At 56.3% G+C, this 25,819-nt stretch carries 25 protein-coding genes; 21 read left to right on the forward strand and 4 right to left on the reverse strand.

Features of this window, described 5'->3' with window-relative positions:
• Positions 1-122 precede the first annotated feature (122 nt).
• Positions 123-677: a glutathione peroxidase gene (locus KORM41_RS20780; RefSeq protein WP_068153142.1), complete on the forward strand. Its 555-nt coding sequence runs from the start codon at positions 123-125 to the stop codon at positions 675-677.
• Positions 678-707: 30 nt separating this feature from the next.
• Here the strand turns inward: KORM41_RS20780 and KORM41_RS20785 are convergent, their stop codons facing one another.
• Complete coding sequence (locus KORM41_RS20785; RefSeq protein WP_068153144.1) at positions 708-1,931, reverse strand: NAD(P)/FAD-dependent oxidoreductase; 1,224 nt, start codon at positions 1,929-1,931, stop codon at positions 708-710.
• Entirely contained in the window at positions 1,928-2,809 is an 882-nt protein-coding gene (locus KORM41_RS20790; RefSeq protein WP_197421353.1) for a phytanoyl-CoA dioxygenase family protein, read from the reverse strand. The genes KORM41_RS20785 and KORM41_RS20790 overlap by 4 nt, the downstream gene beginning before the upstream one ends.
• Before the next feature lie 198 nt (positions 2,810-3,007).
• Between KORM41_RS20790 and rmuC the strand changes: the two genes are divergently transcribed.
• The 6 genes from rmuC (at position 3,008) to KORM41_RS20825 (ending at position 8,793) form a co-directional block, all read left to right on the forward strand.
• Entirely contained in the window at positions 3,008-4,243 is a 1,236-nt protein-coding gene (rmuC, locus tag KORM41_RS20795; protein WP_068153146.1) for a DNA recombination protein RmuC, read from the forward strand.
• 83 nt (positions 4,244-4,326) lie between these two features.
• Positions 4,327-4,563: a YdcH family protein gene (locus tag KORM41_RS20800; protein ID WP_068153149.1), complete on the forward strand. Its 237-nt coding sequence runs from the start codon at positions 4,327-4,329 to the stop codon at positions 4,561-4,563.
• A 238-nt stretch (positions 4,564-4,801) separates the two neighbouring features.
• A complete protein-coding gene (locus tag KORM41_RS20805) occupies positions 4,802-5,038 on the forward strand; it encodes a YdcH family protein (RefSeq protein WP_068153152.1) in 237 nt (78 codons plus the stop codon).
• 753 nt (positions 5,039-5,791) lie between these two features.
• Positions 5,792-6,445, forward strand: a complete 654-nt coding sequence (gene rnhB / locus KORM41_RS20810; protein WP_156432084.1) for a ribonuclease HII — start codon at positions 5,792-5,794, stop codon at positions 6,443-6,445.
• 153 nt (positions 6,446-6,598) lie between these two features.
• A complete protein-coding gene (locus tag KORM41_RS20815) occupies positions 6,599-7,714 on the forward strand; it encodes a site-specific DNA-methyltransferase (RefSeq protein WP_068153154.1) in 1,116 nt (371 codons plus the stop codon).
• A 515-nt stretch (positions 7,715-8,229) separates the two neighbouring features.
• Positions 8,230-8,793, forward strand: a complete 564-nt coding sequence (locus KORM41_RS20825) for a beta-lactamase hydrolase domain-containing protein (protein ID WP_068153160.1) — start codon at positions 8,230-8,232, stop codon at positions 8,791-8,793.
• Between the two features lie 26 nt (positions 8,794-8,819).
• On the opposite strand, the gene KORM41_RS20830 is transcribed toward KORM41_RS20825, so the two are convergent.
• A complete protein-coding gene (locus KORM41_RS20830; protein WP_068153164.1) occupies positions 8,820-11,288 on the reverse strand; it encodes an ABC transporter permease in 2,469 nt (822 codons plus the stop codon).
• A 188-nt stretch (positions 11,289-11,476) separates the two neighbouring features.
• Positions 11,477-12,529, reverse strand: coding sequence for an A/G-specific adenine glycosylase (gene mutY / locus KORM41_RS20835; protein ID WP_068153167.1), 1,053 nt, complete (start codon positions 12,527-12,529; stop codon positions 11,477-11,479).
• 112 nt (positions 12,530-12,641) lie between these two features.
• On the opposite strand from mutY, the gene KORM41_RS20840 reads away from it, so the two are divergent.
• The 14 genes from KORM41_RS20840 (at position 12,642) to KORM41_RS20905 (ending at position 25,799) form a co-directional block, all read left to right on the forward strand.
• Positions 12,642-13,196, forward strand: coding sequence for a DUF721 domain-containing protein (locus KORM41_RS20840; protein WP_068153169.1), 555 nt, complete (start codon positions 12,642-12,644; stop codon positions 13,194-13,196).
• 21 nt (positions 13,197-13,217) lie between these two features.
• On the forward strand, positions 13,218-13,820 hold the full coding sequence (locus KORM41_RS20845) for a DsbA family protein (protein WP_068153171.1): 603 nt from the start codon (positions 13,218-13,220) through the stop codon (positions 13,818-13,820).
• A gap of 90 nt (positions 13,821-13,910) precedes the next feature.
• Entirely contained in the window at positions 13,911-14,600 is a 690-nt protein-coding gene (locus tag KORM41_RS20850) for a thioredoxin domain-containing protein (RefSeq protein WP_068153174.1), read from the forward strand.
• Between the two features lie 77 nt (positions 14,601-14,677).
• Entirely contained in the window at positions 14,678-18,136 is a 3,459-nt protein-coding gene (gene smc / locus KORM41_RS20855; RefSeq protein ID WP_068153177.1) for a chromosome segregation protein SMC, read from the forward strand.
• Between the two features lie 170 nt (positions 18,137-18,306).
• The gene (locus tag KORM41_RS20860) at positions 18,307-18,657 is read left to right on the forward strand and encodes an AtpZ/AtpI family protein (protein ID WP_197421354.1); all 351 of its coding nucleotides are present in this window, start codon (positions 18,307-18,309) and stop codon (positions 18,655-18,657) included.
• Positions 18,658-18,694: 37 nt separating this feature from the next.
• Positions 18,695-19,450: a F0F1 ATP synthase subunit A gene (locus KORM41_RS20865; protein ID WP_068153512.1), complete on the forward strand. Its 756-nt coding sequence runs from the start codon at positions 18,695-18,697 to the stop codon at positions 19,448-19,450.
• A 60-nt stretch (positions 19,451-19,510) separates the two neighbouring features.
• Positions 19,511-19,735 carry a F0F1 ATP synthase subunit C gene (locus tag KORM41_RS20870; protein WP_068153181.1) on the forward strand — a complete coding sequence of 75 codons (225 nt, stop codon included), beginning with the start codon at positions 19,511-19,513 and terminating at the stop codon, positions 19,733-19,735.
• 141 nt (positions 19,736-19,876) lie between these two features.
• Positions 19,877-20,419: a F0F1 ATP synthase subunit B family protein gene (locus KORM41_RS20875; RefSeq protein WP_068153184.1), complete on the forward strand. Its 543-nt coding sequence runs from the start codon at positions 19,877-19,879 to the stop codon at positions 20,417-20,419.
• 2 nt (positions 20,420-20,421) lie between these two features.
• Positions 20,422-20,928, forward strand: a complete 507-nt coding sequence (locus tag KORM41_RS20880; RefSeq protein WP_068153187.1) for a F0F1 ATP synthase subunit B family protein — start codon at positions 20,422-20,424, stop codon at positions 20,926-20,928.
• A gap of 111 nt (positions 20,929-21,039) precedes the next feature.
• Positions 21,040-21,975, forward strand: a complete 936-nt coding sequence (locus KORM41_RS20885) for a cation diffusion facilitator family transporter (RefSeq protein ID WP_197421355.1) — start codon at positions 21,040-21,042, stop codon at positions 21,973-21,975.
• A gap of 2 nt (positions 21,976-21,977) precedes the next feature.
• The gene (locus KORM41_RS20890; protein ID WP_068153190.1) at positions 21,978-22,334 is read left to right on the forward strand and encodes an ArsC family reductase; all 357 of its coding nucleotides are present in this window, start codon (positions 21,978-21,980) and stop codon (positions 22,332-22,334) included.
• A 4-nt stretch (positions 22,335-22,338) separates the two neighbouring features.
• Positions 22,339-23,151, forward strand: a complete 813-nt coding sequence (locus tag KORM41_RS20895) for a PhzF family phenazine biosynthesis protein (protein WP_068153193.1) — start codon at positions 22,339-22,341, stop codon at positions 23,149-23,151.
• A 121-nt stretch (positions 23,152-23,272) separates the two neighbouring features.
• Positions 23,273-23,752: a glutathione peroxidase gene (locus tag KORM41_RS20900; protein ID WP_068153195.1), complete on the forward strand. Its 480-nt coding sequence runs from the start codon at positions 23,273-23,275 to the stop codon at positions 23,750-23,752.
• Between the two features lie 127 nt (positions 23,753-23,879).
• A complete protein-coding gene (locus tag KORM41_RS20905; RefSeq protein ID WP_068153198.1) occupies positions 23,880-25,799 on the forward strand; it encodes an NAD(P)-binding protein in 1,920 nt (639 codons plus the stop codon).
• The last annotated feature ends 20 nt before the right edge of the window (positions 25,800-25,819 follow it).

The raw sequence follows: 25,819 nt of genomic DNA on the forward strand, positions 1-25,819 counted from the left end.
CGTCACTTATTGCTATTTCAAGAATGTTGGGTCATCTGTGCCATCACACTTCTGTTAAGCTGCTTCCGCAAAGGGCGGGGCTGGAGTATAGACAGGGGTGAAGAAAAACCGGGGAACTTTTTATGAAACTGAAGTCTATCATTGTCGCTTGTGCTGCTGTCGTTTTGGGTGCTTTACCGGCCACCGCCGACGGCGAGAAAAGCCTTTACGACTTTACTGTAACGTCTATCGACTACACTGAGATGCCTCTTGACCAGTATAAGGGAAAGGCAGTTCTTCTGGTGAACACTGCGTCTTACTGTGGCTATACGCCGCAATATGAAGGGCTGCAGGCCTTGTGGAATGACTACCGCGACAAGGGGCTTGTTGTGGTTGGCGTGCCAGCAAATGACTTCGGGGATCAGGAGCCTGGTTCAGAAAAGAATATCAAGAATTTCTGCAAGGTGAATTTCCAGGTGGATTTCCCCATGACCAAAAAGATGGTCGTGGACGGCAAGGAAGGCACGGCTGAGATTTACAACTGGCTTGCCGGTGTGCTTGGTGAAGACAGCCGCCCACAGTGGAACTTCCACAAGTATCTGATCGACCCCGAAGGGCATCCGGTGGCCTATTTCCGCAGCAAGGTGACGCCACAGTCGTCTGAGCTGCGTGCAGCGATTGATAAGGTGCTGCAGTAATTAAAAAAGGGGCCGTATGGCCCCTTCTTTCTATCGCAACAAATCTGCGGCCACTTCCTTGAAAGGCCGCTCGTCCACAAGCTGACTTTCGGTGACGGGCGTTTTCGCGGCAATCAGCTTCTTGGCATTCATGAATTCCGCGATGCGGCCCACGCAGTCTGCGGCAATTATTTTGCCGTCCTTCAGGTAAAAGAAGGCGACAGAACGCTCTGCCGGATTGCCGCGCGTCACCAGCGTGTCATAGCCTTGGCTCAGGCCTGCGATCTGTAGCTTGAGGCCATACTGGTCTGACCAGAACCAGGGCAGCGCATCATAAGTCACATCATTCCCAAGCATATGGTCCACAGCCACCTTGGCCTGGTCGACAGCGTTCTGAACCGATTCAATGCGCATCTCGCGGCCATAGAAGGGGTGACTGAACCAGGTAACGTCCCCGACGGCATAAATGTCCGGGTCGCTGGTTTGGCAATGGGTATTCACCTGGATACCCTGAGGCAGCACGTCAAGATCTGCCCCCTCGGCAAGGTCCGTGTTCGGCACAAGGCCAATGCCCACCACCACCATGTCAGCTTCATACCGACTACCGTCTGCTGTGCATACGGCGCTGGCGCGGTCTGTGCCCTCGATGGAGGTCACCAGTTTGTCAGTGTGAATTTCCACACCTTCTTCAGTGTGAAGCTGTGTGTAGAATTCCGAGACTTCAGGCGCCACCACGCGGCCAAGGATGCGGTCTGTGGCTTCAAGCACCGTCACGGCCTTGCCGGCCTTGCGTGCAACGGCCGCGATCTCCAGCCCGATATAACCGCCACCGATAATCACGATGCGCCCCGCATTTTCAAATTCACCGCGCATGGCGTCCGTGTCAGCCATGGTGCGCACATAGTGGATGCCCGCGAGATCTGCGCCCTTGCAGGTTAGCCTGCGGGCGTGCCCGCCGGTGGCCAGGATCAGCTTGTCGTAGGGAAGGGTGCCCCCGTCGGCAAGCGCGATGGTCTTTGCCTCGCGGTCAATGCTGTTGGCATGGACACCTAGCTTCAGGGCGATGTTCGCGCCCTCATAAGCCTGTTCGCGCAGGATCGGCAGGCGCTCAGCCCCAATGTCGCCCGAGAGATACATTTTCGATAGCGGCGGCCGCTGGTAGGGCACCACTGGTTCGTCCGTGACCAGCGTGGCCTCGCCTTCGAATTTATGTTGCCGCAGCGATGTGGCGACCTGGGCGGCAGCATGTCCGCCACCAATTATGACAAGTTTCATGGGGTAAATCCTCTCAGCGGTAGGCTTTCTGGGCGCCTGAGCCAGTTATCTGCCGGATAATCGGCTGTGCCGTCAATAACATGCAGCGTGTAGGCATGGCGTGATTTGCCAGACCGGTTGGCGGATGACATATGCGGGAACAGGCCGCCGAACACCAGCACTGTGCCCTTGGGGGCGGGCAGGGCCACTTTTTTGTCTTCCTCAAACGGCGTATCATTGAGGGCTTCCACGTAGGTGCCGTCGCCATCTGGCTTGCGGCGGAACGCAGACCTCAGTCCGCCTGTTTCGTGGCCGCCCGGGATACCCCAAAGGCAGCCGTTTTCCTCTGTGGCATCCTCAAGCGCGACCCACAGGCCCAGGCAGGTTTCCGGCGTGGTGCGCAAATAGGTGGCGTCCTGGTGGCAAACTACCTCGCCGCCGATATGGGGTTGCTTGAAAATATACATGGACTGCAGCGGCAGCGGCTGTTGCTGCCCCAGGCCTTCACAGATGGCCTTGAAGGCGCTCTGCCGGGCGAAAGCGTCAAAGGTGGGGTCAAGGTCATGCATGGCATGGCCAACCTTGTTGATCGCCAGCGGCAGCTCGCAAGTCAGGTTGCCGTTCTTGTCAAAGGCCTCCTCCTCGAAAAAGAAGTGTGTCAGGTGTCCGGATTCCAGGAAGTAGGCATCCTGATCGTGAGCTTGGCTTGTTGAAGAAAAAATACTCCTGTGTTCTTCCACGTCAAATTCTGCGACCATCTCGGCCATGCGGCCACGCAAGCGGTCGCACATTTCATGGCTCACGAGGCCGTCCAGCACCAGCACGCCATCGCGGTCAAAAGCCGTTTTCATTTCCGGGGTGATAGTTTCAAATTTGCGTGCATCAAAACGAGGCAGCATTATCCTACTCCATCAAAGCCTGGTCCGCCGATTGGCACCTGCCCACGGAAGTTGATTTAGACCGAGCTTTCGCCAAAAAGAGCATAGGCCGCAAAGGGCGTCAAGGTGGCTGCGGGGGCCATCTGTTCTTGCGCGCTGGCGGGCGGTGAGATAGGGGTGATAAGTGCCTGTTTTTGCATTTCAGTATCGGGGAATATCGTGGATCCAATCAGTCTGGTGATTCTTGCGCTTCTTGCTTTTGTCTTTGTTGGGCTGCTTTTGGTCTGGCGGCGGCTTTCTGCTGTTTCTGCCAAGCTTGAGGGTGGAGACGCAGTGAACCAGCTGATGCAGATTGAAGCCGGCCTTCGTTATATGAACGAGCAGGCGGGCGAGCGCGAAAAAGGTATCCGGGAAGAATTCCGCGGTAACCGCGAAGAACTGTCGAAGGCAATTTCAGCTCTTGGCGAAACCGTGCGCAAGCTGGGGGCTGACCAGTCGACCCAGCAGCAGCAGTTTCGCGACAAGCTGGATGAGAAAATGAAGGAGCTGCGCACAGAGAACAGCCAAAAGCTGGACGAAATGCGCAAGACGGTGGACGAAAAGCTGCAGACCACCCTTGAGAAGCGCCTCAGTGAAAGCTTCAAGACGGTGTCCGAGCGGCTGGAACAGGTGCACAAGGGGTTGGGCGAAATGCAGTCGCTGGCAACCGGCGTGGGTGACCTTAAGCGCGTGCTCACGAATGTGAAATCCCGCGGCACCTTCGGCGAGGTACAGCTTGAACTGCTGATCGAGGACGTGCTGACACCGAACCAGTATGTTGCCAACTATGATTGCGGACGGAAAGGCACGCATGTGGAGTTCGGCATTCGCATGCCGGGTACTGACACGGAAATCTATCTGCCGGTTGATGCCAAATTCCCGACAGAAGACTATGAGCGCCTGCTGGGTGCCGTGGAAGCGGGCGACACTGACGGCATTCTGGCGTCACAGAAGATGCTGGCGAACCGGGTGAAGGGCTTTGCCAAAGACATCGCATCAAAATACATCAACCCGCCACACACAACGCCCTCCGCCATTTTGTTCCTGCCAACAGAAGGGCTTTATGCCGAAATGCTGCGTATGCCCGGGTTTGTGGAAGGGCTACAGCGCGAGTTTAGCGTCACGGTCACCGGCCCCACCAACTTCCAGGTGTTGCTAAACACCTTCCGCATGGGCTTCCAGCAAATGGCCATGCAGGCGCAAGCACAAGAGGTCTGGAAAGTGTTGGGTGCGGTCAAGAATGAGTTCGAGCGTTACGGTGACCAGATCACCGCTATGGGCAAGAATGTGGAGGCGATGGAGAAGCACATTGAGAAGCTGGGCACTCGCCGCAATGTGATGCTTCGCGCACTCAAGAGCGTTGAAGAAGTCGAGAACGCTACCGCCCAAACCCTTCTGGGGGACAGCGACGATTAAATGCAGTGACTTGACGACAATCAATTCACATTGAGCAGGCCTGTTTTAAGTCTTGGTAAAGTTTGGACAACTGGAGGACACAAATGAGCCACGTACCGCACGAGTTGAGAGAAGATTTCCCGGAGTATGAGGAGCGTATTCACACGCTGAAGGAAAGTGATGCGCATTTTCGTAAACTGGCCGACAAATACCATGAAGTTAACCGTGAGATTCACCGGATCGAAATCGACGAAGAGCACGTCTCTCAGTTTGATGAAGAAGACCTTCGCAAAGAGCGGATGCGCCTGAAGGACGAAATCTACGGCATGCTGAAAGCCTGATATCATAGCAGCCTAATGTCCGGCCCCGGCTCAATCCGGGGCCGAAGTGCATTATGTCGGCAGTCGCCTTTTTGCCGAGAGAATAGCAGACACCATATGGGCCGCATGCTGCATGCTCTCAGAGACGAGTTTCCCATATATCCGGTTCACCGAAAAATCGTTGTCATGATTGATCTTTGTCAATGGGTCGCGCCCCCTGCGCGATAAAATCCCTCTCGTTAAACGAAGGGGAAGAGTTATGCGTTATATTCCGTTCGATCTACTTTCTGAAATCCCTGGCAGGGAGGACAGATTCTGGAGCCTGATCAGTTCCGACCATCAATTCTATAAGCTCACCCGGGCTTATAACACCCTCAATCAAAGCCTTTGCGAAGCAGAACGTCGGCGCGAGTGCGAGTTGACCTTCTGCATAGATGACCTGCGCAAGGAACGGCTGTGGATCAAAGACGAGATTTTCTCCCGTCTCCGTCACTGAACGATTGTTCACTAACAAGACCGAAAAGGGATTGTGTCGCAAATGCGGCGCGAATTGCGATGAAGCGTTCAATAAATGCGCCCAGTGCTATTGAACGCTTCAGCCCGCGCACCTACATTAAAAGTGTAGCCACGAGCAAAGACTCAAAAAACAAAAGGCTGCAGAAAACGACAGTGATATCAACAGCCGCCTCCCCAAAAAGATAAAGCGGCACAGATGCGCAAGCAGCGAGGATAAAATGTTTACGACCCTGATTTCAGAGACCACAGGTCTCAACAACGCCCGGCACCAGGTCCCCCAGACCGTCGGCGTTTCCCTGACAAGCCAACCCCTAAGCCGATCATGGCGCCGTCAGCGCCGTGTCGCCCGGTTGGCACGCGTGCCGCTCGCAGCATAAGCGGCCAAGACAAGAACCGGCTATTGCACTCCAGCTCTAAGTCTCTGTGCGTCCTAGCGTTTGAGCAATAGCAGGTTCCGGTCGGACCGGGTGAGGACATACCCCTGACCCTAGCCCCAAGAGCCCATCTGGTCCGGCCACACTTTCCCTGTAACGAGTACACAGTTGTCGAACCCCTTTGGGGGTTCTGCGTTTCTTTCCTAAACCTACCCAATACTTCGGCGCTCCCTTTTTGGGGGCGCCGCTTTTCTGCCTACGGCCGCGATGGTCCGGCGTATTTGAATATCTCTCTACTGCACCATGCTTGACCGGCGCGCCCTGTTGCGCCAAATCTGATGGCGGAAGGGGAGATCCGAATGTCAGACCTGTTTGATGCCGCCGGCATGGATATGAAGCCGAAACCGGATTGGTCGGCGGAGGCGCATATGATGGCTACTGAGGGTGGTCCCGTGTGCGGCGTGGACGAAGTGGGCCGAGGGCCTCTTGCAGGCCCTGTGGTTGCTGCTGCGGTAATTCTGGACCCGAACGATATCCCTGATGGCCTGAATGACAGCAAGAAGTTGTCGGATAAGAAGCGCCAGATGCTCTATGGTCTCATTCAGGAAAAGGCGCTCGCAGTTTCCATTGCGGAGGCCAGTGTGGCCGAAATTGATGAAATAAACATCCTGCAGGCTTCCATGCTGGCCATGCGCCGGGCCGTCGAGGGGCTTGAAGTGAGGCCCGCTGGCGCCTTGGTGGACGGCAACCGCGACCCGGGCCTCGATATGCCGACACGCACCCTTATTAAAGGGGATGGTCGGTCGCTTTCCATCGCTGCGGCATCAATTATCGCAAAAGTTTTTCGTGATGATCTCATGAAAAAGCTCGATTCCGAGTTCCCTGACTACGGTTGGGCGCAAAACGCAGGATATGGTGTTGCCAAACATCTGGCTGCACTAAGGCTTGTGGGTGCGACTCCGCATCACCGTCGAACATTTGCTCCGATTCGCCAAGTTTTGAGTGAAGAATAGCTTATAAATCACTGATTCATCTATAAGAATCACTTGACACCGATTCGCTGTCGACTCATGATCGGGTCAACAGATCGCTGAGAAAAACCAAAAAATTAAGCCCAAAAAGGGCGTTTCCAGCGGTTGGCTATGAAGCCGGGACGGAGAAAATTGATGGCTGATGCAAAGAACGCGACCCGCAAGGGTTCTGCGACCCTTTCGTTGCCGCTGAACAAGATTGTTCAGGGTGACTGTATTGATGTGATGAACTCACTGCCCGAGAAATCGGTCGATGTGATCTTCGCGGACCCACCATACAATATGCAACTCAAGGAAACGCTTTCGCGCCCTGACAACAGCAAGGTTGATGGCGTGCATGACGCATGGGACAAATTCTCAAGCTTCAATGCCTATGACGAGTTTACCTACCGCTGGCTTCAGGCCGCTCGCCGTGTCCTGAAGGATACTGGCACCATCTGGGTGATCGGTTCGTACCACAATATTTTCCGTGTCGGCACGGCGCTTCAGAACCTTGAGTACTGGGTTTTGAACGATGTGATCTGGCGCAAGTCGAACCCGATGCCAAACTTCCGTGGCACGCGCTTTACCAATGCGCATGAGACGCTCATCTGGGCGGCCAAGTCTGCGGACAAGGGCGGCTATACGTTCAACTATGACGCCATGAAGGCCATGAACGACGACACGCAGATGCGGTCTGACTGGACGCTGCCGATTTGTTCAGGTGGCGAACGCCTCAAGAATGGCGACAAGAAAGCCCACGCAACCCAGAAGCCGGAATCCCTGCTTTACCGCGTGCTGATGTCTTCCACCAAACCAGGCGACGTGGTCCTGGATCCATTCTTCGGCACGGGCACAACGGGTGCTGTGGCTAAGAAGCTGGGCCGCGACTTTATCGGTATTGAGCGTGAGGACGACTATATCAAGGTTGCGATGGACCGGATATCCAAGGTTAAGCGGCTGGATGATGAAACGCTTGGTTTCACCCAAAGCAAGCGCGCGCAACCACGGGTGCCGTTTGGCTCCATCGTTGAGCGCGGCATGATCGAACCCGGTACCACGCTTTATGACTGCAAGCGCAAATACACGGCACGAGTGCGGACCGACGGTACGCTGATCACTGATATGGATAAAGGCTCGATCCACAAGGTTGGCGCCAGCGTACAGGGTGCGCCTGCATGTAATGGCTGGACCTTCTGGCATGTTGAGCAGAAAGGCGAACTGCTGCCGATCGACTTCTTCCGCCAGCAAGTTCGCGCGGAAATGAACTAGTCAGGGTACAAGTTACCTCCGGAAGCATGGATGCCCGTCTGTGCTTCCACCCAAGGCGCTGTCCTGCCCGGGCAGCGCCTGTTTTTATGGCTGCGACAGGGCCACGAGTGGATGCACAATCTTTTCTTAAGTCGCTCTGTGGTCACTTGTATTTTGGTTTGGACGTGCGAGATTCATGGGGTCGCGGGTGATCAGGAAAACCGGGCGGTTTTCCCCGGCGAACAGCGGCCAGAGTGCCGCGCAAAGCGTTTGTTCGGAGACCATGATGAGCAAAGAACGCAACACCAAGAAAGAACTGAAGAAGAAGCCGCTTCTGGACAAGAAGGCTAAGAAGATGAGCAAGGCAACCAAAAAGGTGCCTGCCTATCTCGCTGGCTAGAGGCATCACTCTGTTCTGAATGCAGTAACAAGGCAGGGCCGCATCACGCGGCCTTTGCTTTTACATTTGCCTTCTTAAATTGTCACATTTGTCCTATGGTGGCCTCGCTGTTATTTGGGATTGAAAAGGGTAAAGTATGCCACGCCTTCTTGCTTTGTTGATTGCCACGATTTTGTTTTGCGTCACCGCTGTCGCGGGCGATCAGCCTGATCTGGAACTGAAAAATGCGCGTCAGGTTTCTGATGTGCTGACGACCGGCGGGCAACCTAGCAAAGCCGACCTACAGCGCCTCAAGGATGCGGGCTTTACGACAGTGATCAACCTGCGCCGTGAAGGCGAGGTGACAAAGACTGACGACCTGGCCGACGCGGCTAACTATAACTTCGACGAAGCAGCGCTCGCGAGCTCCCTTGGGCTGAAGTACTTCCATCTGCCGATTTCATCGGGCGAGGGGCTGACCGAAGAGAATGCCAAGACGCTTGATGACCTTTTGAACGCAGCGCAAGGGCCCGTACTACTGCACTGCGGCAGCGGTAACCGTGCCGGTGCCATGATGGCCTTAAGGGCCTTCCATGTTCAGGGCAAGAGCGCGCAAGACGCCCTTGCCATAGGGAAGGCAGCAGGCCTCACCGGTTTGGAGCCGAAGGTAAGGGAACTTCTTGCCTTGGATAAAACCGAAGCTGCCACCATCAACAACTGATTTTGCCTAACGCCTTATCAGGGCACCTATTCGTGACGAAGGGCCGTGACCGGGTTGGAGCGTGCTGTCCGGAAAGCGTGTCCAGCCACGGTTGCTGCCGCGATCCCGAAAGCCAGAATCCCCGCCGCGAGGAAATAGTGGATTCCCAAATCAATGCGATAGATGAAGCCCTCCAGCCAGCGGTTGGAGAAATACCAGGCAATCGGCCAGGCAATCAGGTTTGCCACGAGCACCGGCTTTGAGAATTGCAGCGTCAGCAGCGTGACAATATCCCTTACCTTTGCGCCCAGAACCTTTCTGATGCCGATTTCCTTGGTGCGTTGCTCCGCGGTAAAGGACGCCAAGCCGTATAGCCCAAGGCAGGAAACTAAAATGGCAAAGATCGAGAAATAAGCGAACATTTCCGCGCGCTGCTCGTCCGCCTGATAGAATGCGTTCAGGTTATCGACCATGAATGACTTCTCAATCGGGAACTGCGGCACGATGCGGTTCCATGTGTCGTCAATCTGGCGCAGTGTTTCCGGGATTTGGTCAGCCCTCAGGTTGACGGTCATGGTCCAGAAATCGTCCTCCTGCACCAGGAACATCAGTGGGTCCAGAACATCACGGGCCGACCGCAAGTTCATGTTCTTGACGACCCCAACGATTTGAATGGCCACAGTGACACCCTGAAAATTGTTAACGAAGACGGTTTGGCCCAAGGCCGCCTCCGGGGAGTCAAAGCCGTAGTAGGAAACGGTTTTTTCACTGATGATCGCCGTCTGTCGCGCCATTCCGCCTTCCTCAAGCGGTTCCTGGAAGGAATCGGCCTGATGGGCTTCGGAGAAGAAACGTCCCGCAATCAGTTCCGCGCCAAAAAACTCAAGGAAACCGTGGTCAGCTGGCAGGACTTCCGTGTCTTTCACTTCCGTGTAGCCGCCCATGTCAACCTTCACGGGCCAGTCCCAGTATCCTCCCAGCGGGATGTCCCGGGCGGAAAAAGCGGTGCTGTTTACACCAGGCAATCTCTCTATCTCCTGCCGAATGGTTTCGGCGAGATCTTTTATGGGGCCATAATTCATGTTGGCGAGGGAAAGCTTGTTGTCCACATCCAGGCCGCGGGTCATGTTCTGAGCATATTTGATCTGGCTATATACAACTGCAGTCGCAATCATCAGGCCGATGGAGATGGTGAACTGAAGGGTGGTCAGTGCCTGCCGCAGGCGGGCTGTGCTGGCTTTGGTCGCACTGTTCGAATGCAGCACCAGGCCGGGCCTAAAGCTTGACATTTTCGCGGCCGGTTGGAGACCGGCGCCTATGGCAATAACGGCAACAAGCGCCACGAGGCCGGCTTGCACGAATGGGTCACTGAAGGTGTTCAGGCTCAGGATTTTGGCAACGAATTCGTTAAACCATGGCAATGCGGCTTCCACGATCGTGAAGGCAAGCAAGAGTGCGATTAGCGTGGTCAGGAGGGTTTCACCCAAAAGCTGGGTAATGATCTGGCGGCGGGACGCGCCAACGACTTTCCTCAGCGCAATCTCGCGTGCCCGAAGGGATGCACGCGCGGTCGAGAGATTGGTGAAATTGATGACGGCAATCACCAGGATCAGCAGTGCAATGGCCGAAAAGCTATAGACCACCATAATGTCGCCTGACGGTTTCATCTGGAAGCGGCCTGTCGAATATAGGTGGATATCTTCAAGCGGCATCAGTCTGATCTTGTAGACCTCGCTTGGAACGATGTCGGCGGGCGAGGACGGGTGCAACACTGCATTCTGGTTTACAAATGCAGGGATAGCGGCTTCCAGGGCATGGCGCTGGGACGCGTCATAAAGCTTGAAATAGGTATAGACATTTGAGGACACCCAGAATTTGGCGATCCAAGGCATATTGTCATAGCGGGTTTCGTCGAATTGCAAAAAAATGTCGCTGGCAAGATGGGTGTTTTCAGGCAGGTCCTTCATCACGGCGACGACTTTAGCGTCAAGGGTGCCAAAGTCGAAATCCAGGGTTTGGCCGATGGGGTCGGCGTCACCGAAGTATTTCTGCGCCGCTCGTTCGCTCAGGATCACGGACTTAAAGTCCTTGAACATCTGGCTGCGGTCCCCTGCCACCATGGGAAGGTCAAATACGTCGAAAAAGCCTTCGTCGACCAAGCTGACCTGCTCCAGGTTTTTCAAGGTTCCCTTGGTGATAAGGTAATTTTCCGTCATCAACCTGGCGCTGGCTTCAATCATGCTTCCGAACTTGGCCTGCATGGGATTACGGAGCGCACCGGGGGACAAAGCCGTGGGGCTATCGGGCTCTCCCGCTTCGCCACGATATTTCCCTTCCATCCGAACGATCCGGTCACTGTCAGGCAGCCACTTGTCATAGGAAAGCTCATTCTGGACGAACAGGAAAATCAGGATGCAAGCGGCCAGGCCAATGCTCAGGCCACCGATGTTGATGGCGCTGTAGAGCTTGTGGCGTGTCAGATTTCGAATGGCGATGGTCAGGTAATTTTTGAACATTTCGAGCAGAACCCCGGTCGTGACATTGGTTTTCGCCGAGGTTGCAATTCGCAGGCCAACCCGAGTTTTCTTAATAAGGCATTGTAAATAAAAGATTTTGCAAATTCAGATGGTGTCTATTCTGTTCGTTTTCGAACGGTTTTTCCAAGGCCGGTGTTCGTTTGTGAACACCACTTTGTATGCCTCCCCTATTTTTGAGGCGTGGTTTTCAGGGCGGCAATTTTCTTGAAAACGGTTGGCAGGCCGACATCTTCCAACTGGGCCAGGGGATGCCAGAATCCGTTCTCAAAATTCAGTTTAGCGTCTGCCTTGGCAGTCAGCAGCTTTGTTTCCAGGTGAAAATGGGTGAAGGTATGCTTGGCCAAGCCTTCGAGCGGCTTCCAGTAATCTTCTGTCGGCCTGTGGTCGAGCCATTCTTCCTTGGTGGGGAAGGTCGCGCGTTCTTCCCATGGGGTTGAAAAGAAGCCCGGCATGCCGCCCAGAAGGCCTTTTTGCGGGCGGCGCTCTAGTAGGACGTGGCCATCATGCTCCAGCCAGAAGGACATAGCTCTGCGGGTGGGTTTTGTCTTCTTCGGTGCCTTGACCGGAAAGCGTTCCATATCGCCCGCTTCGTGGGCCGCGCAGCCGGTCCGGATCGGACACAACAGGCATTTGGGAGATTTGGGCGTGCAGACACCGGCTCCCAGATCCATCATGGCCTGGGCAAAATCGCCCGGGCGTTCAGACGGGGTAATGCTTGCGGTGTGTTCCTTGATGGCCTTTTTCGCTGCAGGCAATGCCTCAGTAACACGGAATAGGCGGCTGACCACCCGCTCCACATTGCCGTCCACCACGGTGGCTGCTTCACCAAAGGCAATGGCGGCGATTGCGGCGCCCGTATAGTCGCCAATGCCCGGCAGTGCTTTCAGGCCTTCTTCGGTACTCGGAAATTCCCCGTCATGTTCAGACACCACGGTTTGGGCGCATTTATGGAGATTGCGGGCCCGGGCATAATAACCAAGGCCTGCCCATTCTTGCAGCACATCTTCCTGCGGCGCTGCGGCAAGCGCTTCCACAGAAGGCCAACGGGCCAGGAATTTCTCGAAATAGCCCTTCACGGTTGCGACAGTTGTTTGTTGCAGCATGATTTCCGAGAGCCAGACGTGATAAGGGTCCGCGTCTGCTCCATCGGCAGCGCGCCAGGGTAACTGCCGGCGGTTTCTGTCATACCATTCAAGTAACTGTCGGGCGGTCTTGGTCATCTTGATCTTGAAAACTGATTATTGTCTTGAAAAGTGTTAGCCTTGGCGGCATGCCATGGACGTGCCGCATTAATGCAGGACCATAGCCCGACGGGCAGAGAGAGCAAGCCAAATGGCGAAACAGCCAGATAAAACGAGCGCTAAAGGGAAAGCAGACGAAAAAAAACCGTTCCGGCGGCGGTCGACCCAACGTGCTTCAAGGGTTGCTTCGGCGCTTGTGACTCCGGCCCTCAGGGCCAAAGGCTTTGCGCAGGCCGAGGTGGTCACTCGCTGGGCTTATATAGTCGGTCCGGAATTGGCGGAAAGCACGCTGCCTGTGTCGCTGCGATTCCCAAGGGGTGACCGAATGGGCGCCACACTGACTGTCCGCTGCGAATCTGCCTTCGCGCCGCTCCTGAGCCACAAGGCCGGGCGGGTGATTGAAATGGTCAACAGCTTCTTCGGCTATCAGGCGGTGGCCAAACTTGAGGTAAAGCAGGGGCCGCTGCCGCGGCAACCGCGCAAGATGCCCTATGAAAAACGGGCTCTTGGGGAGAAGGAAGCAAGTCAACTGCGGTCACTTGTCGGTGAAGGGGGGTTGAGCCCACTTCAAGAAGCGGTTAAAAGCCTTGGCGAGTATGTGCTTTCTGAAGCGCGAGAGGCCGGCCAGAAGCCGGACAAGAAATAATAATTGGGAGTAGGGGGCGTGATGTCTTTCAAAGAAGCTGTTATGGCGGCAGTAGCGACGGTGTTTACCGCAACGGCGGTAATGGCTCAGGATGGGCCCAGTCAGCCTTTTGTGATGGGTGATATTGTCTATGGGGCGGCTGATGCGCCTGTCGAAGTTATTGAGTATGGCTCCATGACTTGCCCACATTGTGGGCATTTTGCCAGCGACACTTTCCCGCAGGTAAAGAAAGAACTGATTGAGACTGGCAAGATCCGCTTTGTATTCCGCAATTTCGTGCGCGACCGCTATGACATGGCCGTGGCCGTGATCAGCCGCTGCACGGCAGATGTGAATGTTACCAAACAGCTTCTGGATGCCTATTTTACCCGTCAGGATGAATGGATGCGGGCGCAAAATCCGTATGAAGTGATTGCAGCCATCGCAACAGAATCTGGCATCGCCCAGGACGAAATGTCGCGCTGTATCTCTGATCAGGAGGCGCAAAAGCATCTGGCGGAAATGACGCAGAATGGCATCGAGACATACAAGATCAATGGCATTCCGTACATCATGGTGAATGGGAAGCATCTTGCTGGGCACTCATTCGAGGACGTTAAGGAAGCTGTTGAAGCAGCCAAATAATCCACAGGAAATATCACGCGGGTCGCAGAAAAGACTCGTCAGCCTGTTTCATGCGATGTAAACACAATATCTAGTAGTGGGGATGATTTAATGCACAAGGACTACGTATCTAAGTTCAAATTTGCTGCTGCCTTTGGCGCAGCGCTTTTGCTTGCAGCCTGTGGTGACAGCAGCGAAAAGCCTGCGGCGGACGATGCCCAGCAGGCGTCTACTGAGCCGGCTACTGAAGCTGTGGACGTTGCTTCCAAGACACAGGGCACATGGGGGCCGATCGTGTATGGTGACCCGAACGCACCGGTTGAGATTCACGAATTTGCGTCGCTAACCTGCCCACACTGTGCCACCTTTGCAAAAAGCTATTTCCCCCAGTTGAAAGAGCAGCTTTTGGATACGGGCAAAGCCAAGCTTGTTTATCATAACTTTATCATGAACCGGGTCGATATCGTGGCATCAGCAGCCGCCCGTTGTGGCGATGCAGAAACCACGAAGAAGCTGATGAAAGTATATTTCGCGCGCCAGAGTGATTGGGCCCGTTCCCAGTCGCCGGTTGACGAACTGGCGTCAATTGCGCGGCGTGCCGGTATCAGTCGCACAGAATTCGATCGCTGCGTGTCCGATGACGATATGCTCAAGCATCTGATGAGCATGACGCAGGACGCAGTGAAGAAACACAATATCAATTCGACGCCAAGCTTCATGGTGGATGGTAAGCTTCTGGAGTTCAAGTCTTTCGACGAAGCGATCGAGCAGATGGTCGAGGCAGTCAACGACGCCGGGTAAGCTTTGATATAGGGCGGCCTTGTTGGGGAACGGGGCCGCCTGTTTAATGGATGAAACAGGGGGAGTAGGGCGCAGCCATGCGTTTTTCGCGTCTGCGATTATCGGGGTTCAAATCCTTCGTCGATCCGACCGAGCTTCATATTGAGCGCGGCCTGACCGGCGTTGTGGGCCCGAACGGCTGCGGTAAATCCAACCTTCTTGAAGCCATCCGCTGGGTTATGGGAGAAAACCGCGCCAAGAGCTTGCGCGGGTCCGGCATGGACGATGTGATCTTCGCCGGTACGGACAAGCGCCCGGCGCGCAACATGGCCGAGGTAACGCTGGTGATCGATAACCAGGACCGGTCCGCCCCAGCAGACTATAACGACGAAGACTTCATTGAAGTAACACGCCGGATTGAGCGTGAATCAGGTTCTGCCTACCGCATCAATGGCAAGGATGTGCGCCAAAAGGACGTGCAGCTTTTGTTCGCGGATGCTGCGACCGGCGCACACTCGCCTGCGCTCGTAAGTCAGGGGCGTATCGGCACGCTGATCAATGCCAAGCCACAGGACCGGCGCGCAATTTTGGAAGAAGCCGCCGGCATTTCCGGTCTTCACACCCGGCGCAAGGAGGCCGAAAGCCGTCTGCGAGGTGCTGAAGGCAACCTTACGCGCCTGCAGGATGTGATCCAGGCTATGGAAAGCCAGATCCAGAGCCTGAGACGACAAGCTAAACAGGCTGTGCGCTACCGCTCCATCTCCGGCGATATCAGACAGGCGGAGGCCAGCCTTCTCTATATGCGCTGGGCACATGCTGCCGAAGAAGTCATCAATCTTGAACGTGCGCTTAGGGAATCTGAGAAAGGCGTCGCCGAGATCGAAGAGAAAGTTGCGCGGCTTGCCAAGGCACAGGCTGAATTTGCGGCCATGTTGCCGCCGCTCAGAGAGGCGGATGCGGCGGCCGCAGCCAAGCTGCAGCGCCTGTCGATTGAAAAGGAAAACCTGGAGCAGGAAAGCGAGCGGCGCAAACAAACTGCGCTTGCGCTTCGTCAGACGCTGGAGCAAATCGGTGCTGACCGCGAGCGCGAGGCGGAGATTGCAGCGGACGCAAAGGCTGCGCTCGATCGCCTGACGACGGAGAAGAAGCGGCTTGAAGCTGCGCGCGATGCCGAAAAAGACAATGAACTGCAGGCCCGGGAAAAGCTTGATACAGCAACCAAGGCTGCGTCGGCTGCAGAAGCCGAATATGATGGCATCAGCGAACAGGCAGCCCAAGCCCGTGCGCGGCGGTCCAGTCTTGAAAGCGACAAGCTCGCGATCGTGCGCAGGGGCGATCAGCTCAGATCAGAACAGACGCGCCTGAACGGCGAGCTGGATGCCATGACGGCCGAAGATGAAATCCTGAAGGCGCTCAAGACCGCCGAACAGACGGTCGAAAAAGAAGAAGAGCGACTGGGCAAGGTGGCGGATAGCCTGCAGGCTGCGGAAGCGGCGACCCTTGAAGCACGCAACCGCCGCAATGAAGCCGATTCCGCAAAAGCAGAAGCAGAAGGCGCGCACAAGTCTGTACTGGCGGAAGTGGGCAACCTGGAACGCATGCTTGAGCAATCCGCCGCGGACGAGGACCTGCCGGTTTCAGCATCGCTCAAGGCCAAGCCTGGCTTTGAGGTTGCAGTTGGTGCGGCGTTGGGCGAAGAAGCCGAAGCTGGTCTGAGCGAATCGGCCAAACGCCATTGGAGCAGCCAGGGCGCGCTGGAGGCAGCAAGCTGGCCTGCAGGTGTGACCCCGCTTAAGGACGTTCTGACAGCGCCATCGGTTCTAGAGAGGCGCGTCGCGTTTGCAGGCATCCTTGATGAAGGCGCAGACGGAAGTAGCCTGCAGAAACAGCTGAAACCCGGGCAGCGGCTGGTTGACCGCGAAGGCAAGCTTTGGCGCTGGGATGGCTATGTGCAGAAGGCGGGCGCCCCAAGTGAGGCTGCCATCCGGCTGGAGCGCCAGAACCGGCTTTTGAAGCTGAAGGCCGAGGAGGAACAGGCGCGCAATAAAGCTGCAGGTGCCGCGGAAGCGGCCCAGCATGCTTTTGATGCTCACCAGAAAGCCCGCGAGGCGGAGCAGGCCCAGAGGCAGGTGCGCCAGGATGTCGAAAAGGCGCTGGCTGAGGCGCGCCGCGCGCTTGTTAATGCCGAGCAGGAAGCCAGTAAGCGGGCCAGTAAAGTCAATATGCTCAAAGACAGCCTGGCGCGTCTGGCCCAGGAAGAGGCTGAAACCAACGAGCGACAGGCAGGCATCGATGCCAAACTGGCGGAACTGCCGGAAAATACCAAGCTTGAGGCTGAGCTCCAGGACGCTCGCAGCAAAGTTGAAGCGCTGCGGTCAGAACTTTCGAGCGCCCGCGCAGCCTATGACAGCCTGCGCCGGGAAGCGGAAACGCGCAATGACCGGCTGAATGCAATCCAAACCGAATCAGGGGCGTGGCAATTGCGGGTGGATAGTGCGGCGAAGCAATTGAAGGCGCTAGATGACCGCCAGCAGGAGACAGAACGCCAGCTGAAGGACGCAGAAGCGAGCCCTGAAGACCTTGAGAACCGCCGTCAATCCTTGTTGACAGAGCTTGAAAAGGCCGAAAAGGAGCGTCACGACAGCAGTGACAAGCTGGTGACAGCCGAAGCGCAGCTGGCGGGGAAAGACAAGGCCCTCAAGGAAATACATGAGGCACAGTCCGAAGCGCGTGAGCGACAGATCAGGGCTGACGCCGCCGTGGAAAATGCAGTTTCCCGCCGCAAGGATATCGCAAGCCAGATCGGCGAGCGGTTCGAGTGTGCTCCTACCCAGCTTCTTGAAAAGGTAGGTCTTGAGGCAAGCGACAGCCTGCCGGATGCCATGGTGCTGGAAGCCAAGCTTGAAAAGCTGAAGCGTGAGCGGGACCGGCTGGGTGCCGTGAATCTGCGGGCGGATGAAGAGCTTACCGAAATCGACGAACAGTTGTCTCATCTGGTCGGGGAACGGCAAGATCTTGAGAACGCAATCGCGCGGCTCAGGCAGGCGATCGGCAGCCTCAACAGGGAAGGGCGCGAGCGCCTTCTGAAAGCTTTTGATGTAGTGAACAACCACTTCGGGGAACTCTTCAAAACCCTGTTCGGTGGCGGTGAAGCGCATCTGGAACTGACGGAGTCCGATGATCCGCTGGATGCGGGCCTTGAGATTTTCGCCAGTCCACCAGGCAAGAGACTGCAGGCGCTGTCGCTTCTTTCGGGCGGGGAACAGGCCTTGACGGCTCTTTCCCTTATTTTTGCAGTGTTTATCACTAACCCTGCACCCATTTGCGTGCTTGATGAGGTGGACGCCCCACTGGACGACGCGAACGTTGAGCGATTCTGCAATTTGCTCGATGAAATGATCGAGCGAACAGACACGCGGTTCCTGATTGTAACGCACAATGCGGTTTCCATGGCAAGGATGAAGCGGCTCTTTGGCGTGACCATGGCGGAACGCGGAATCTCGACCCTTGTCTCCGTCGACCTTGAGCGCGCCGAGGAATTGCGTGAGGCCGGTTAATGGCTTTTTTCTTAAAAGCTATTTAAAAACAATAGGTTAACTTATTTGCGATAGACCTTGACACGGGGTGGGGCCTTCACTATGTTGCAGGCGCCTTTTACGGCGCTTCTTTTTAAGGGAGCAGCCCGGCAGAAATGTTGGTCGAACGCGGGGTTCAAGGGGCTGAAGCGATGGGTGAAAATAAGATTGACCCAAAGCTCAAGGCACTTGACGAGCAATTGAGCCAAGCCCGGAAGAAGGCTCAGGGAGAAACGCTTGATGACAAGCCGTCTCCCATGGGTAGGGCCTTCAGGATGGGTATCGATCTGGTTGCTGGTGTGGGCGTTGGCCTGATTATCGGTATTAACCTGGATGGATGGCTCGGTACTTCCCCCGGATTTTTGATTGGCTTTCTGTTTCTTGGTTTCGCCGCCGGCATCCGGAATGTAATCCGTGAGGCCAACAAGATGCAGGCAGAGGCTGAGGATGCACCGGCGCAGGACCTTGGTGAGGATGGCGCGGGCAAGGCGGATAAAGATTGACCGCGATCCGCATAAAGCGGGTTGCACAAAAAAAGAGATGGTAGCCGTGGCAGGACCTCTTCAGCAGTTTGAAATCAAGCCCATCGCCGAAATGGAAATCGCCGGGGTTGATGTTTCCTTCACTAACAGTTCCCTGATGATGGTGATCGTTGTAACGCTTCTGACCTTCTTCCTGGTCGGCGGTATTCGCAAGGGCTCACTGGTTCCAGGGCGTTGGCAGGCAATCGTTGAGATGGCCTACGAGTTTATCGCCAACATGGTGAGAGAAAATGTGGGCCGTGAAGGGAAACAATATTTCCCCTTCATCTTCACCCTCTTCATGTTCATTCTGGGCTGTAACCTTTGGGGCATGGTGCCTTACCAGTTTACAGCAACCAGCCACATTATTGTTACGTTTGCCTTGGCAGCGGTGGTGTTCCTGGGTGTGACCCTGATTGGCTTTGCCAAACATGGCCTCGGCTTCCTGAAGCTGTTTGCGCCATCCGGCGTCCCCGCACCGCTCTATATTCTGATCGTGCCGATTGAGATTATGTCTTATTTCACACGCCCGATCAGCCTGTCGGTTCGTCTGTTTGCCAATATGCTGGCGGGCCACATCATGATGAAGGTATTCGCAGGCTTCATTATCTCGCTGGGTACTATTGGTCTTGTTGGCCAGGCCGCAGCAATCCTGCCGTTTGCTTTCAACATTTTCCTGACGGGGCTGGAAATCCTGGTGGCTTTCCTGCAGGCCTACGTTTTCGCCATCCTGTCCTGTATCTACCTGCATGATGCAATGCATCCATCGCACTAAGATCCGGACAATCCTAACAGTTTAGAAATCAAGCTTCATTCAATAGAGAAGGAATTTAACATGGAACTCGAAGCCGCAAAGATGATTGGTGCTGGTATCGCCACTCTCGCTCTCGCCGGTGTTGGTATTGGTCTTGGTAACATCTTCGGTAACTTCCTTTCTGGTGCTCTGCGCAATCCGTCTGCTGCACCGAAAGTATTCGGTAACCTGCTCCTGGGCTTCGCCCTGACAGAGGCTGTTGCCCTGTTCGCGCTGGTTATCGCGTTCCTGATCCTCTTCGGTTAAGGATCAGCTACCGAATGAAGCACCAGGCGCGGCCAAGCGTGGTCGCGCCAAGTGCTTATAAGCCACCCAGGCAAAGCTTGCTTTGACAGGTGGTGGGCCAAGAGGCCCGATCCCAGAAACATCTAGCCACAGAGGCAAGTGATGGCAGAAGCTCATACAGAAGTCGCACACGAAGAAGCAGGTGGATTGCCACAGCTGAACTTCGCGACCTATGAAGAGCAGGTCGTATGGCTTTTCCTGACCTTCATCGTGCTGTTCGTGATCGTATCCCGCCTGGTTCTGCCACGCGTGACCAAGGTCCTCGAAGAGCGTGAAGAGCGGATCGCGAACGACCTGGATACAGCCGAACGGCTGCGCAAGGACGCTGATGACGTACGTGAAGCGTACGAGGAAGCAAGCGCGAAGGCACGCAAGCAGGCTCAGGATACAATCCTGAAAGCCAAAGAGAAAATTCAGGCTGATATCGCGAAAGCCCAGGCCGAGCTCGAGGAAACGCTGGCAGCGAAAGCTGCGGAAGCTGAAGCTCGGATCTCCAAGGCACGCGAAGAGGCCCTGGCAGGCGTTGGCGATGTTGCAAGCGATGTTGCGGCCGACCTCGTTGCCAAGCTGGCTGGTATTGAAGGCGATGACGCCGCAGTTTCCGGTGCTGTTAAGTCAGCGCTCGCAGACGTGAAGGGAGCATAACCATGGCTGATGGACACGGTTCTGTATTCTCCGATCCAACCTTCTGGGTTGCCGGTTCCTTTGTCGTCTTTGTTGCCGGTGTGATGTATGCCAAGGCACACAAGACAATCGCCGGTATGCTTGACGAGCGTACGGCTGCAATCAAAGGCCAGCTGGATGAGGCGAAAGCCATTCGTGAGGACGCCGAGAAGCTTCTGCACGATTACCAGCGCAAGCAACGCGACGCTGAAAAGGAAGCTGCCGATATGGTAGCCCAGGCGAAAGAAGACGCAAAGATCATGGCGAAAGAGGCAAAAGCCGACATCAAAGCCATGGCTGAGCGCCGCACGCGCGCCGCGGAAGAAAAGATTGCACAGGCTGAAGCCAATGCGGTCAAGGAAGTCCGCGCCGTTGCAGTTGACGTTGCCATCAAGGCGGCTGGCGCTGTGTTTGCCGACAAGCTCAAGGGCAAGGAAGGCGGCGCGCTGATCGACAAGGCAATCACCGACGTCGAAAGCAAGCTGCACTAAGAATAGAAGTTCTGAAGTATTTCGGTTCTGAAAGAACGCTCCGCCCATTCCGGCGGGGCGTTTTTTCTTGTGCTTGGGGTGCCATCTTATATACCCCTAAGGCAAGTCTTCATGGAAAGGATGGCTACCGTGACGCGGGACAAGAGCAACAATCTGATGCGCTGGGCAACGCGCGCTTCCGTAAGCGTTGCGGCCACGCTGGTGGCGGCAAAGGCGGTTGCCTGGTGGCTATCTGATTCTGTGGCCATGCTTGGCAGCATGACCGATAGCGGCCTCGACCTTATGGCGTCGCTTGTCACGCTGTTTGCCGTGCGCACGGCGTTGTTGCCGCCTGACGAGGATCACCGCTTCGGGCACGGCAAGGCTGAGGCTCTGGCGGGGCTGTTTCAAGCGGCCATCATGTCGGGCTCAGCTGTGTTTCTGTTGCTCGAATCGATCAACCACGTGGCTGTGCCACACCCTGTGACACAGTCTACCTTGGTGATGGTGGTGTCCGGGGTTGCGATTTTATTGTCTCTCGCGCTTGTGGCCTTCCAGTCGTATGTGGTGCGTCATACTGGCTCTCTGGCCGTGGCGGGCGACCATCTGCACTATAAGGGTGATCTTCTGCTCAATCTGTCAGTGATTTTTGCGGCCTGGGCCACGGCCGCCGGTTTCGATTATGCGGATGGTGCCTTCGGTATCCTGATCGCGCTTTACATCCTGTATGGCGCCAAGGAAATCGCGCTGCCTGCTGTCGACATGCTGATGGACAAGGAACTGGGCCTTGAGGACCGGGAAAAGATTTTTAATCTGGCCATGGGCAACCCGCATGTGCGGGGACTGCATGAGCTGAAGACCCGCATGTCAGGGCGGGACCTGTTTATCCAGATGCATATCGAGGTAGACGGAGACATGACCGTGCAGGACGCGCATTTCGTGGCGGATGAGGTGGAGGCCATGATTGGCGAGGCGTTCCCGGATAGCGAAGTCCTCATCCATGTGGACCCGCCAAGCCTGCTGTCTGACCAACTGACCGTTAAAGAACTTGGAAAAATTGGGGAATGAGTATGCTGACCATCTATGGCATCAAGAATTGCGATACCGTGAAGAAAGCTCGCAAATGGCTGGAAGCCGAAGGTGTGGAGCATAGCTTCCATGATTTCCGCGCTGACGGTCTGGATGATGCCCTGATGGCGAACTTCATCGCTGCGCTGGGTTGGGAAGCTCTCCTGAATACCCGCGGCACCACATGGCGCAAACTGCCAGACAATGAGCGCGAAGGGGTGGATGCCGGCAAAGCCGCCGAGCTGATGCTTGAACACGAGGCGTTGATCAAGCGCCCGGTTTGGAAAAAGGGTAGTGAGTTCCGCCTTGGCTTTGCGCCCAAGGACCAGGACGACATCAAGACCTGGGCGAAAGGCTAGCAATATGCGGGAATGCGCCCTCTATCAGGTTGACGCCTTCACCAGCCGGCCGTTCAGGGGTAACCCGGCGGCGGTGTGTCCGCTCACTGCTTTTCCAGACGATGCCCTGTTGCAGAAGATCGCGCTTGAAAACAACTTGTCAGAGACCGCTTTTATCGTGCCGTCAGCAAGTGATGATGCCGATTATGAGCTCAGGTGGTTCACGCCCACCATGGAAGTACAGCTTTGCGGTCATGCCACGCTAGCCTCCGCCCATGTGGTTTTCACCCACCTGCACCCCGAATGGGAGATGGTGCGCTTCAACACTGCCTCAGGGGTGCTGGCCGTTATCCGGCACGGCGGTCGTTATGAGATGGATTTCCCGTCACTGCACCCATACCCGTATGATATTCCCCAAGGGTTGGGCGACGCGATGGGGGCAGAGCCGATGGCCGTGTGCAAAAGCGACCGCGCAGACAGGGACCTGATGCTTGTATACGAAGATGCCGCAACCGTGCGGGCGCTAACACCCGATAGCGCGGCGCTGAAGGCATTCGCACCTTTTGGCTTTATTGCAACGGCGCCGGGGGAAGGCGATGTGGATTTTGTTTCTCGATGCTTTTTTCCCAACCACGGCATAGCGGAAGACCCGGTAACGGGATCTGCCCACTGTGTATCGGCCCCTTACTGGGCGGAGCGCCTGGGCAAGAACACCCTCTATGCACGGCAGGTCTCAGCCCGTGGCGGTGACTTATGGCTGACGGTCAAGGGGGACCGGGTCAAGATAGCCGGGCAGGCGGTTGAGGTTATGCGGGGCAGGCTCCTGCTCGCGGGCTAATATACATGCGGTCCTACCTTCCCGGTTCTGCGCTTTGAGAGCGCGAGTAGCGTTGGATCGGCTTGCCTTCTGTACCCAGTGCGTTACCTTGGTCGGGTGGAGCAAATGAGGGAGAGGCCTGATGACGTCTGTTTACGATTTCACGTGCGAGCGGTTGAACGGAAAACCGCAGAACCTGGCAGACTATAAGGGCAAGGTTCTTCTGGTGGTCAATACCGCCTCCAAATGTGGCTTCACTCCGCAGTTCGAGGGGCTTGAGGTGCTCTACAAAGACCTCAAGGACAAAGGCCTGGAAATCCTTGGATTCCCCTGCAACCAGTTCGGCAAGCAGGACCCGGGGTCGAACGATGAGATCGGCGAGTTCTGCCAGATCAATTATGGGGTCAGCTTCCCGATGTTCGCGAAAATCGATGTGAACGGCGATGATGCCAGCCCGCTCTATAAGCACCTCAAGGCCGTCAAGCCAGGTGTGATGGGGACGGAGCGCATCAAATGGAACTTCACCAAGTTCCTGGTGGACCGCGAGGGCAATGTGGTCAAACGCTTCGCTCCAAAGACGAAGCCGGAGGCGATCCGGTCCGCGATTGAGGCGCTGCTATAGTCTGAAAATCATATACTAATCAGCAGCTTATTAATGTGATCACATTTTCCTTTGCGCCCGCTTTGTCCTGGTTTACTGTTTTCGGGAAATGCTCGGGGTGGAGCGTGAATTGTGGGAGTGAGTATCCATGTCCAAGCTGAAGGGCATCAACAGGCGAGATTTCTTGAATGGCGTGGCCCTGACCGGGCTGACAGGGGTGACTTTGGCAGGGGCGGCGGCGCTAGGCGTGAGCCCGGCGAAGGCGATGGCAAACGGCCTTGTGGACAGCAAGGGCGCCTGGACCTACCCACCCGCCAAAACTGGCCTGCGCGGCAGCCATGTTGGCAGCTTCGAGGTCGCCCACGCCATCAGTTGGGAAGGCAAGTCCTATGACCGCCCCCGGAAGGCCAAGGACGGCCAGTATGACCTTGTGGTTGTGGGCGCTGGCATCTCCGGCCTCGCAGCGGCTGTGCTGGCTGAGGAAAAGCTGGGCGCAGGCGCGCGCATCCTGATCCTGGATAACCACGACGATTTCGGCGGGCACGCCAAACGCAACGAATTCAATGTGGACGGCGAATTGCTGGTCGGCTACGGCGGCAGCCAGTCACTGGAAAGCCCGGCGCACTATAGCGCGGGCTCAAAGGCCTTCCTTGAGACACTCGGCATCGACACGGAAAAATTCTACCGCTATTTCGACCAGAGCTTCTATGAGCGCCAGGGCCTGACGGCGGGCGTCCACCCGGGCGCGGAAACCTTCGGCGAAAGCGGGCTTCTGAAGCGCAGCCGCACGGGCGGCAGCCACAATGTGCTGGCCGCCTATGGGGACGCGGAGAAGGCTGAGCTGAGCACTCTTATTACCGGCTTACCCCTTGAAGACGCTGACAAAAAAGCGCTGCACCACTGGCTTGTGGACCAGCCGGACTGGTTGGCGCACCTGTCGCGGGATGAGAAGATCGACTATCTGGCGCGGACTTCCTTTGAAGAGTGCATGATCAAGCACGGCGGCCTTGGCGAGATGGCGCGCGAGCTTTTGCGCGATGAAGTCGTGGGCACCTGGGGGCTTGGCTGGGACGCGCTCTCGGGCCTTGAGGCTGTGCGCTTCGGCATCGGCGGCACGCTCGGGCTCGGGCTTGACCCGCTTGACGTTCCGGAGCCCTATGACAGTGAAGAACCCTATATCTTCCACTTCCCGGACGGCAACGCAGGCGTCGCGCGGCTTGCTGTCGCCAAGCTGATTCCGAACGCCGTGGAAGCCAGCACCATGGAAGAAGAGGCGCTCGCCCGCGTGCATTATGACAGGCTCGACCTGGCGGAAAACAGCGTCCGCATCCGCTTGTCCTCGACTGCCGTGGAGGCCCGGAATACAGCCGAAGGCGTTGAAATCACTTATGTTCGGGACGGCCGGGCAGAGCGCGTGGAAGCCCGCTATGGCATCATGGCCTGCTATGGCCATATCCTGCCGTTCATCATGCCGGAGCTGGGCGAAGAGCAGATCGAGGCGCTGCAGTGGCCCGAAAAAGTGCCGCTGGCGTATGTCAATGTGGCGCTCAGGAACTGGCGGGCGTTCAAGCAGGCGGGCGTGAATTATGTTTACACGCCGGGTGCGTTTTACAGCAATTTCTCGCTCGATTTCCCGGTCTCGATGGGCGGCTACGCCTTCTCAAGCGACCCCGAAAAACCGATCCTGGTGCATATGGTGCATATCCCGAAAGCGCCGGGCCTGATGAGCCGCGAGCAGCACAAGGCGGGGCGCTACCAGATGTATGGCACCAGTTTTGAGGAGTTCGAACAGGCAGCGATTGACCAACTGACCGGCGCGCTGGGGCCCTACGGCTTTGACGCCGAACGCGACATCGCCGCCATCACGGTGAACCGCTGGCCGCACGGCTATGCCTATGAATATAATGAGCTTTTCGATGGTGGCTGGTCACCGGAAAACGGCCCGCACCTTACCGCGCGGGCGCGCGTTGGCAAGCTCGCCATCGCGAATTCCGACAGCTCGGCCTACGCCTATGTGAACGGCGCGGTGGATGCCGCCATCCGCGCGGTGGACGAGCTTTTCGGCTGAAACGCGGCCCGCGATCTAGT

The organism is Kordiimonas lipolytica (genome assembly GCF_001550065.1).

Excerpts from the sequence above, each read along its gene's own strand:
- KORM41_RS20780 (WP_068153142.1), top strand. The coding sequence starts at position 123 with ATGAAACTGAAGTCTATCATTGTCGCTTGTGCTGCTGTCGTTTTGGGT.
- KORM41_RS20785 (WP_068153144.1), bottom strand. The coding sequence starts at position 1,931 with ATGAAACTTGTCATAATTGGTGGCGGACATGCTGCCGCCCAGGTCGCC.
- KORM41_RS20790 (WP_197421353.1), bottom strand. The coding sequence starts at position 2,809 with ATGCTGCCTCGTTTTGATGCACGCAAATTTGAAACTATCACCCCGGAA.
- KORM41_RS20800 (WP_068153149.1), top strand. The coding sequence starts at position 4,327 with ATGAGCCACGTACCGCACGAGTTGAGAGAAGATTTCCCGGAGTATGAG.
- KORM41_RS20805 (WP_068153152.1), top strand. The coding sequence starts at position 4,802 with ATGCGTTATATTCCGTTCGATCTACTTTCTGAAATCCCTGGCAGGGAG.
- rnhB (WP_156432084.1), top strand. The coding sequence starts at position 5,792 with ATGTCAGACCTGTTTGATGCCGCCGGCATGGATATGAAGCCGAAACCG.
- KORM41_RS20815 (WP_068153154.1), top strand. The coding sequence starts at position 6,599 with ATGGCTGATGCAAAGAACGCGACCCGCAAGGGTTCTGCGACCCTTTCG.
- KORM41_RS20825 (WP_068153160.1), top strand. The coding sequence starts at position 8,230 with ATGCCACGCCTTCTTGCTTTGTTGATTGCCACGATTTTGTTTTGCGTC.
- KORM41_RS20830 (WP_068153164.1), bottom strand. The coding sequence starts at position 11,288 with ATGTTCAAAAATTACCTGACCATCGCCATTCGAAATCTGACACGCCAC.
- mutY (WP_068153167.1), bottom strand. The coding sequence starts at position 12,529 with ATGACCAAGACCGCCCGACAGTTACTTGAATGGTATGACAGAAACCGC.
- KORM41_RS20840 (WP_068153169.1), top strand. The coding sequence starts at position 12,642 with ATGGCGAAACAGCCAGATAAAACGAGCGCTAAAGGGAAAGCAGACGAA.
- KORM41_RS20845 (WP_068153171.1), top strand. The coding sequence starts at position 13,218 with ATGTCTTTCAAAGAAGCTGTTATGGCGGCAGTAGCGACGGTGTTTACC.
- KORM41_RS20850 (WP_068153174.1), top strand. The coding sequence starts at position 13,911 with ATGCACAAGGACTACGTATCTAAGTTCAAATTTGCTGCTGCCTTTGGC.
- smc (WP_068153177.1), top strand. The coding sequence starts at position 14,678 with ATGCGTTTTTCGCGTCTGCGATTATCGGGGTTCAAATCCTTCGTCGAT.
- KORM41_RS20860 (WP_197421354.1), top strand. The coding sequence starts at position 18,307 with ATGGGTGAAAATAAGATTGACCCAAAGCTCAAGGCACTTGACGAGCAA.
- KORM41_RS20865 (WP_068153512.1), top strand. The coding sequence starts at position 18,695 with ATGGTAGCCGTGGCAGGACCTCTTCAGCAGTTTGAAATCAAGCCCATC.
- KORM41_RS20870 (WP_068153181.1), top strand. The coding sequence starts at position 19,511 with ATGGAACTCGAAGCCGCAAAGATGATTGGTGCTGGTATCGCCACTCTC.
- KORM41_RS20875 (WP_068153184.1), top strand. The coding sequence starts at position 19,877 with ATGGCAGAAGCTCATACAGAAGTCGCACACGAAGAAGCAGGTGGATTG.
- KORM41_RS20880 (WP_068153187.1), top strand. The coding sequence starts at position 20,422 with ATGGCTGATGGACACGGTTCTGTATTCTCCGATCCAACCTTCTGGGTT.
- KORM41_RS20885 (WP_197421355.1), top strand. The coding sequence starts at position 21,040 with ATGGAAAGGATGGCTACCGTGACGCGGGACAAGAGCAACAATCTGATG.
- KORM41_RS20890 (WP_068153190.1), top strand. The coding sequence starts at position 21,978 with ATGCTGACCATCTATGGCATCAAGAATTGCGATACCGTGAAGAAAGCT.
- KORM41_RS20895 (WP_068153193.1), top strand. The coding sequence starts at position 22,339 with ATGCGGGAATGCGCCCTCTATCAGGTTGACGCCTTCACCAGCCGGCCG.
- KORM41_RS20900 (WP_068153195.1), top strand. The coding sequence starts at position 23,273 with ATGACGTCTGTTTACGATTTCACGTGCGAGCGGTTGAACGGAAAACCG.
- KORM41_RS20905 (WP_068153198.1), top strand. The coding sequence starts at position 23,880 with ATGTCCAAGCTGAAGGGCATCAACAGGCGAGATTTCTTGAATGGCGTG.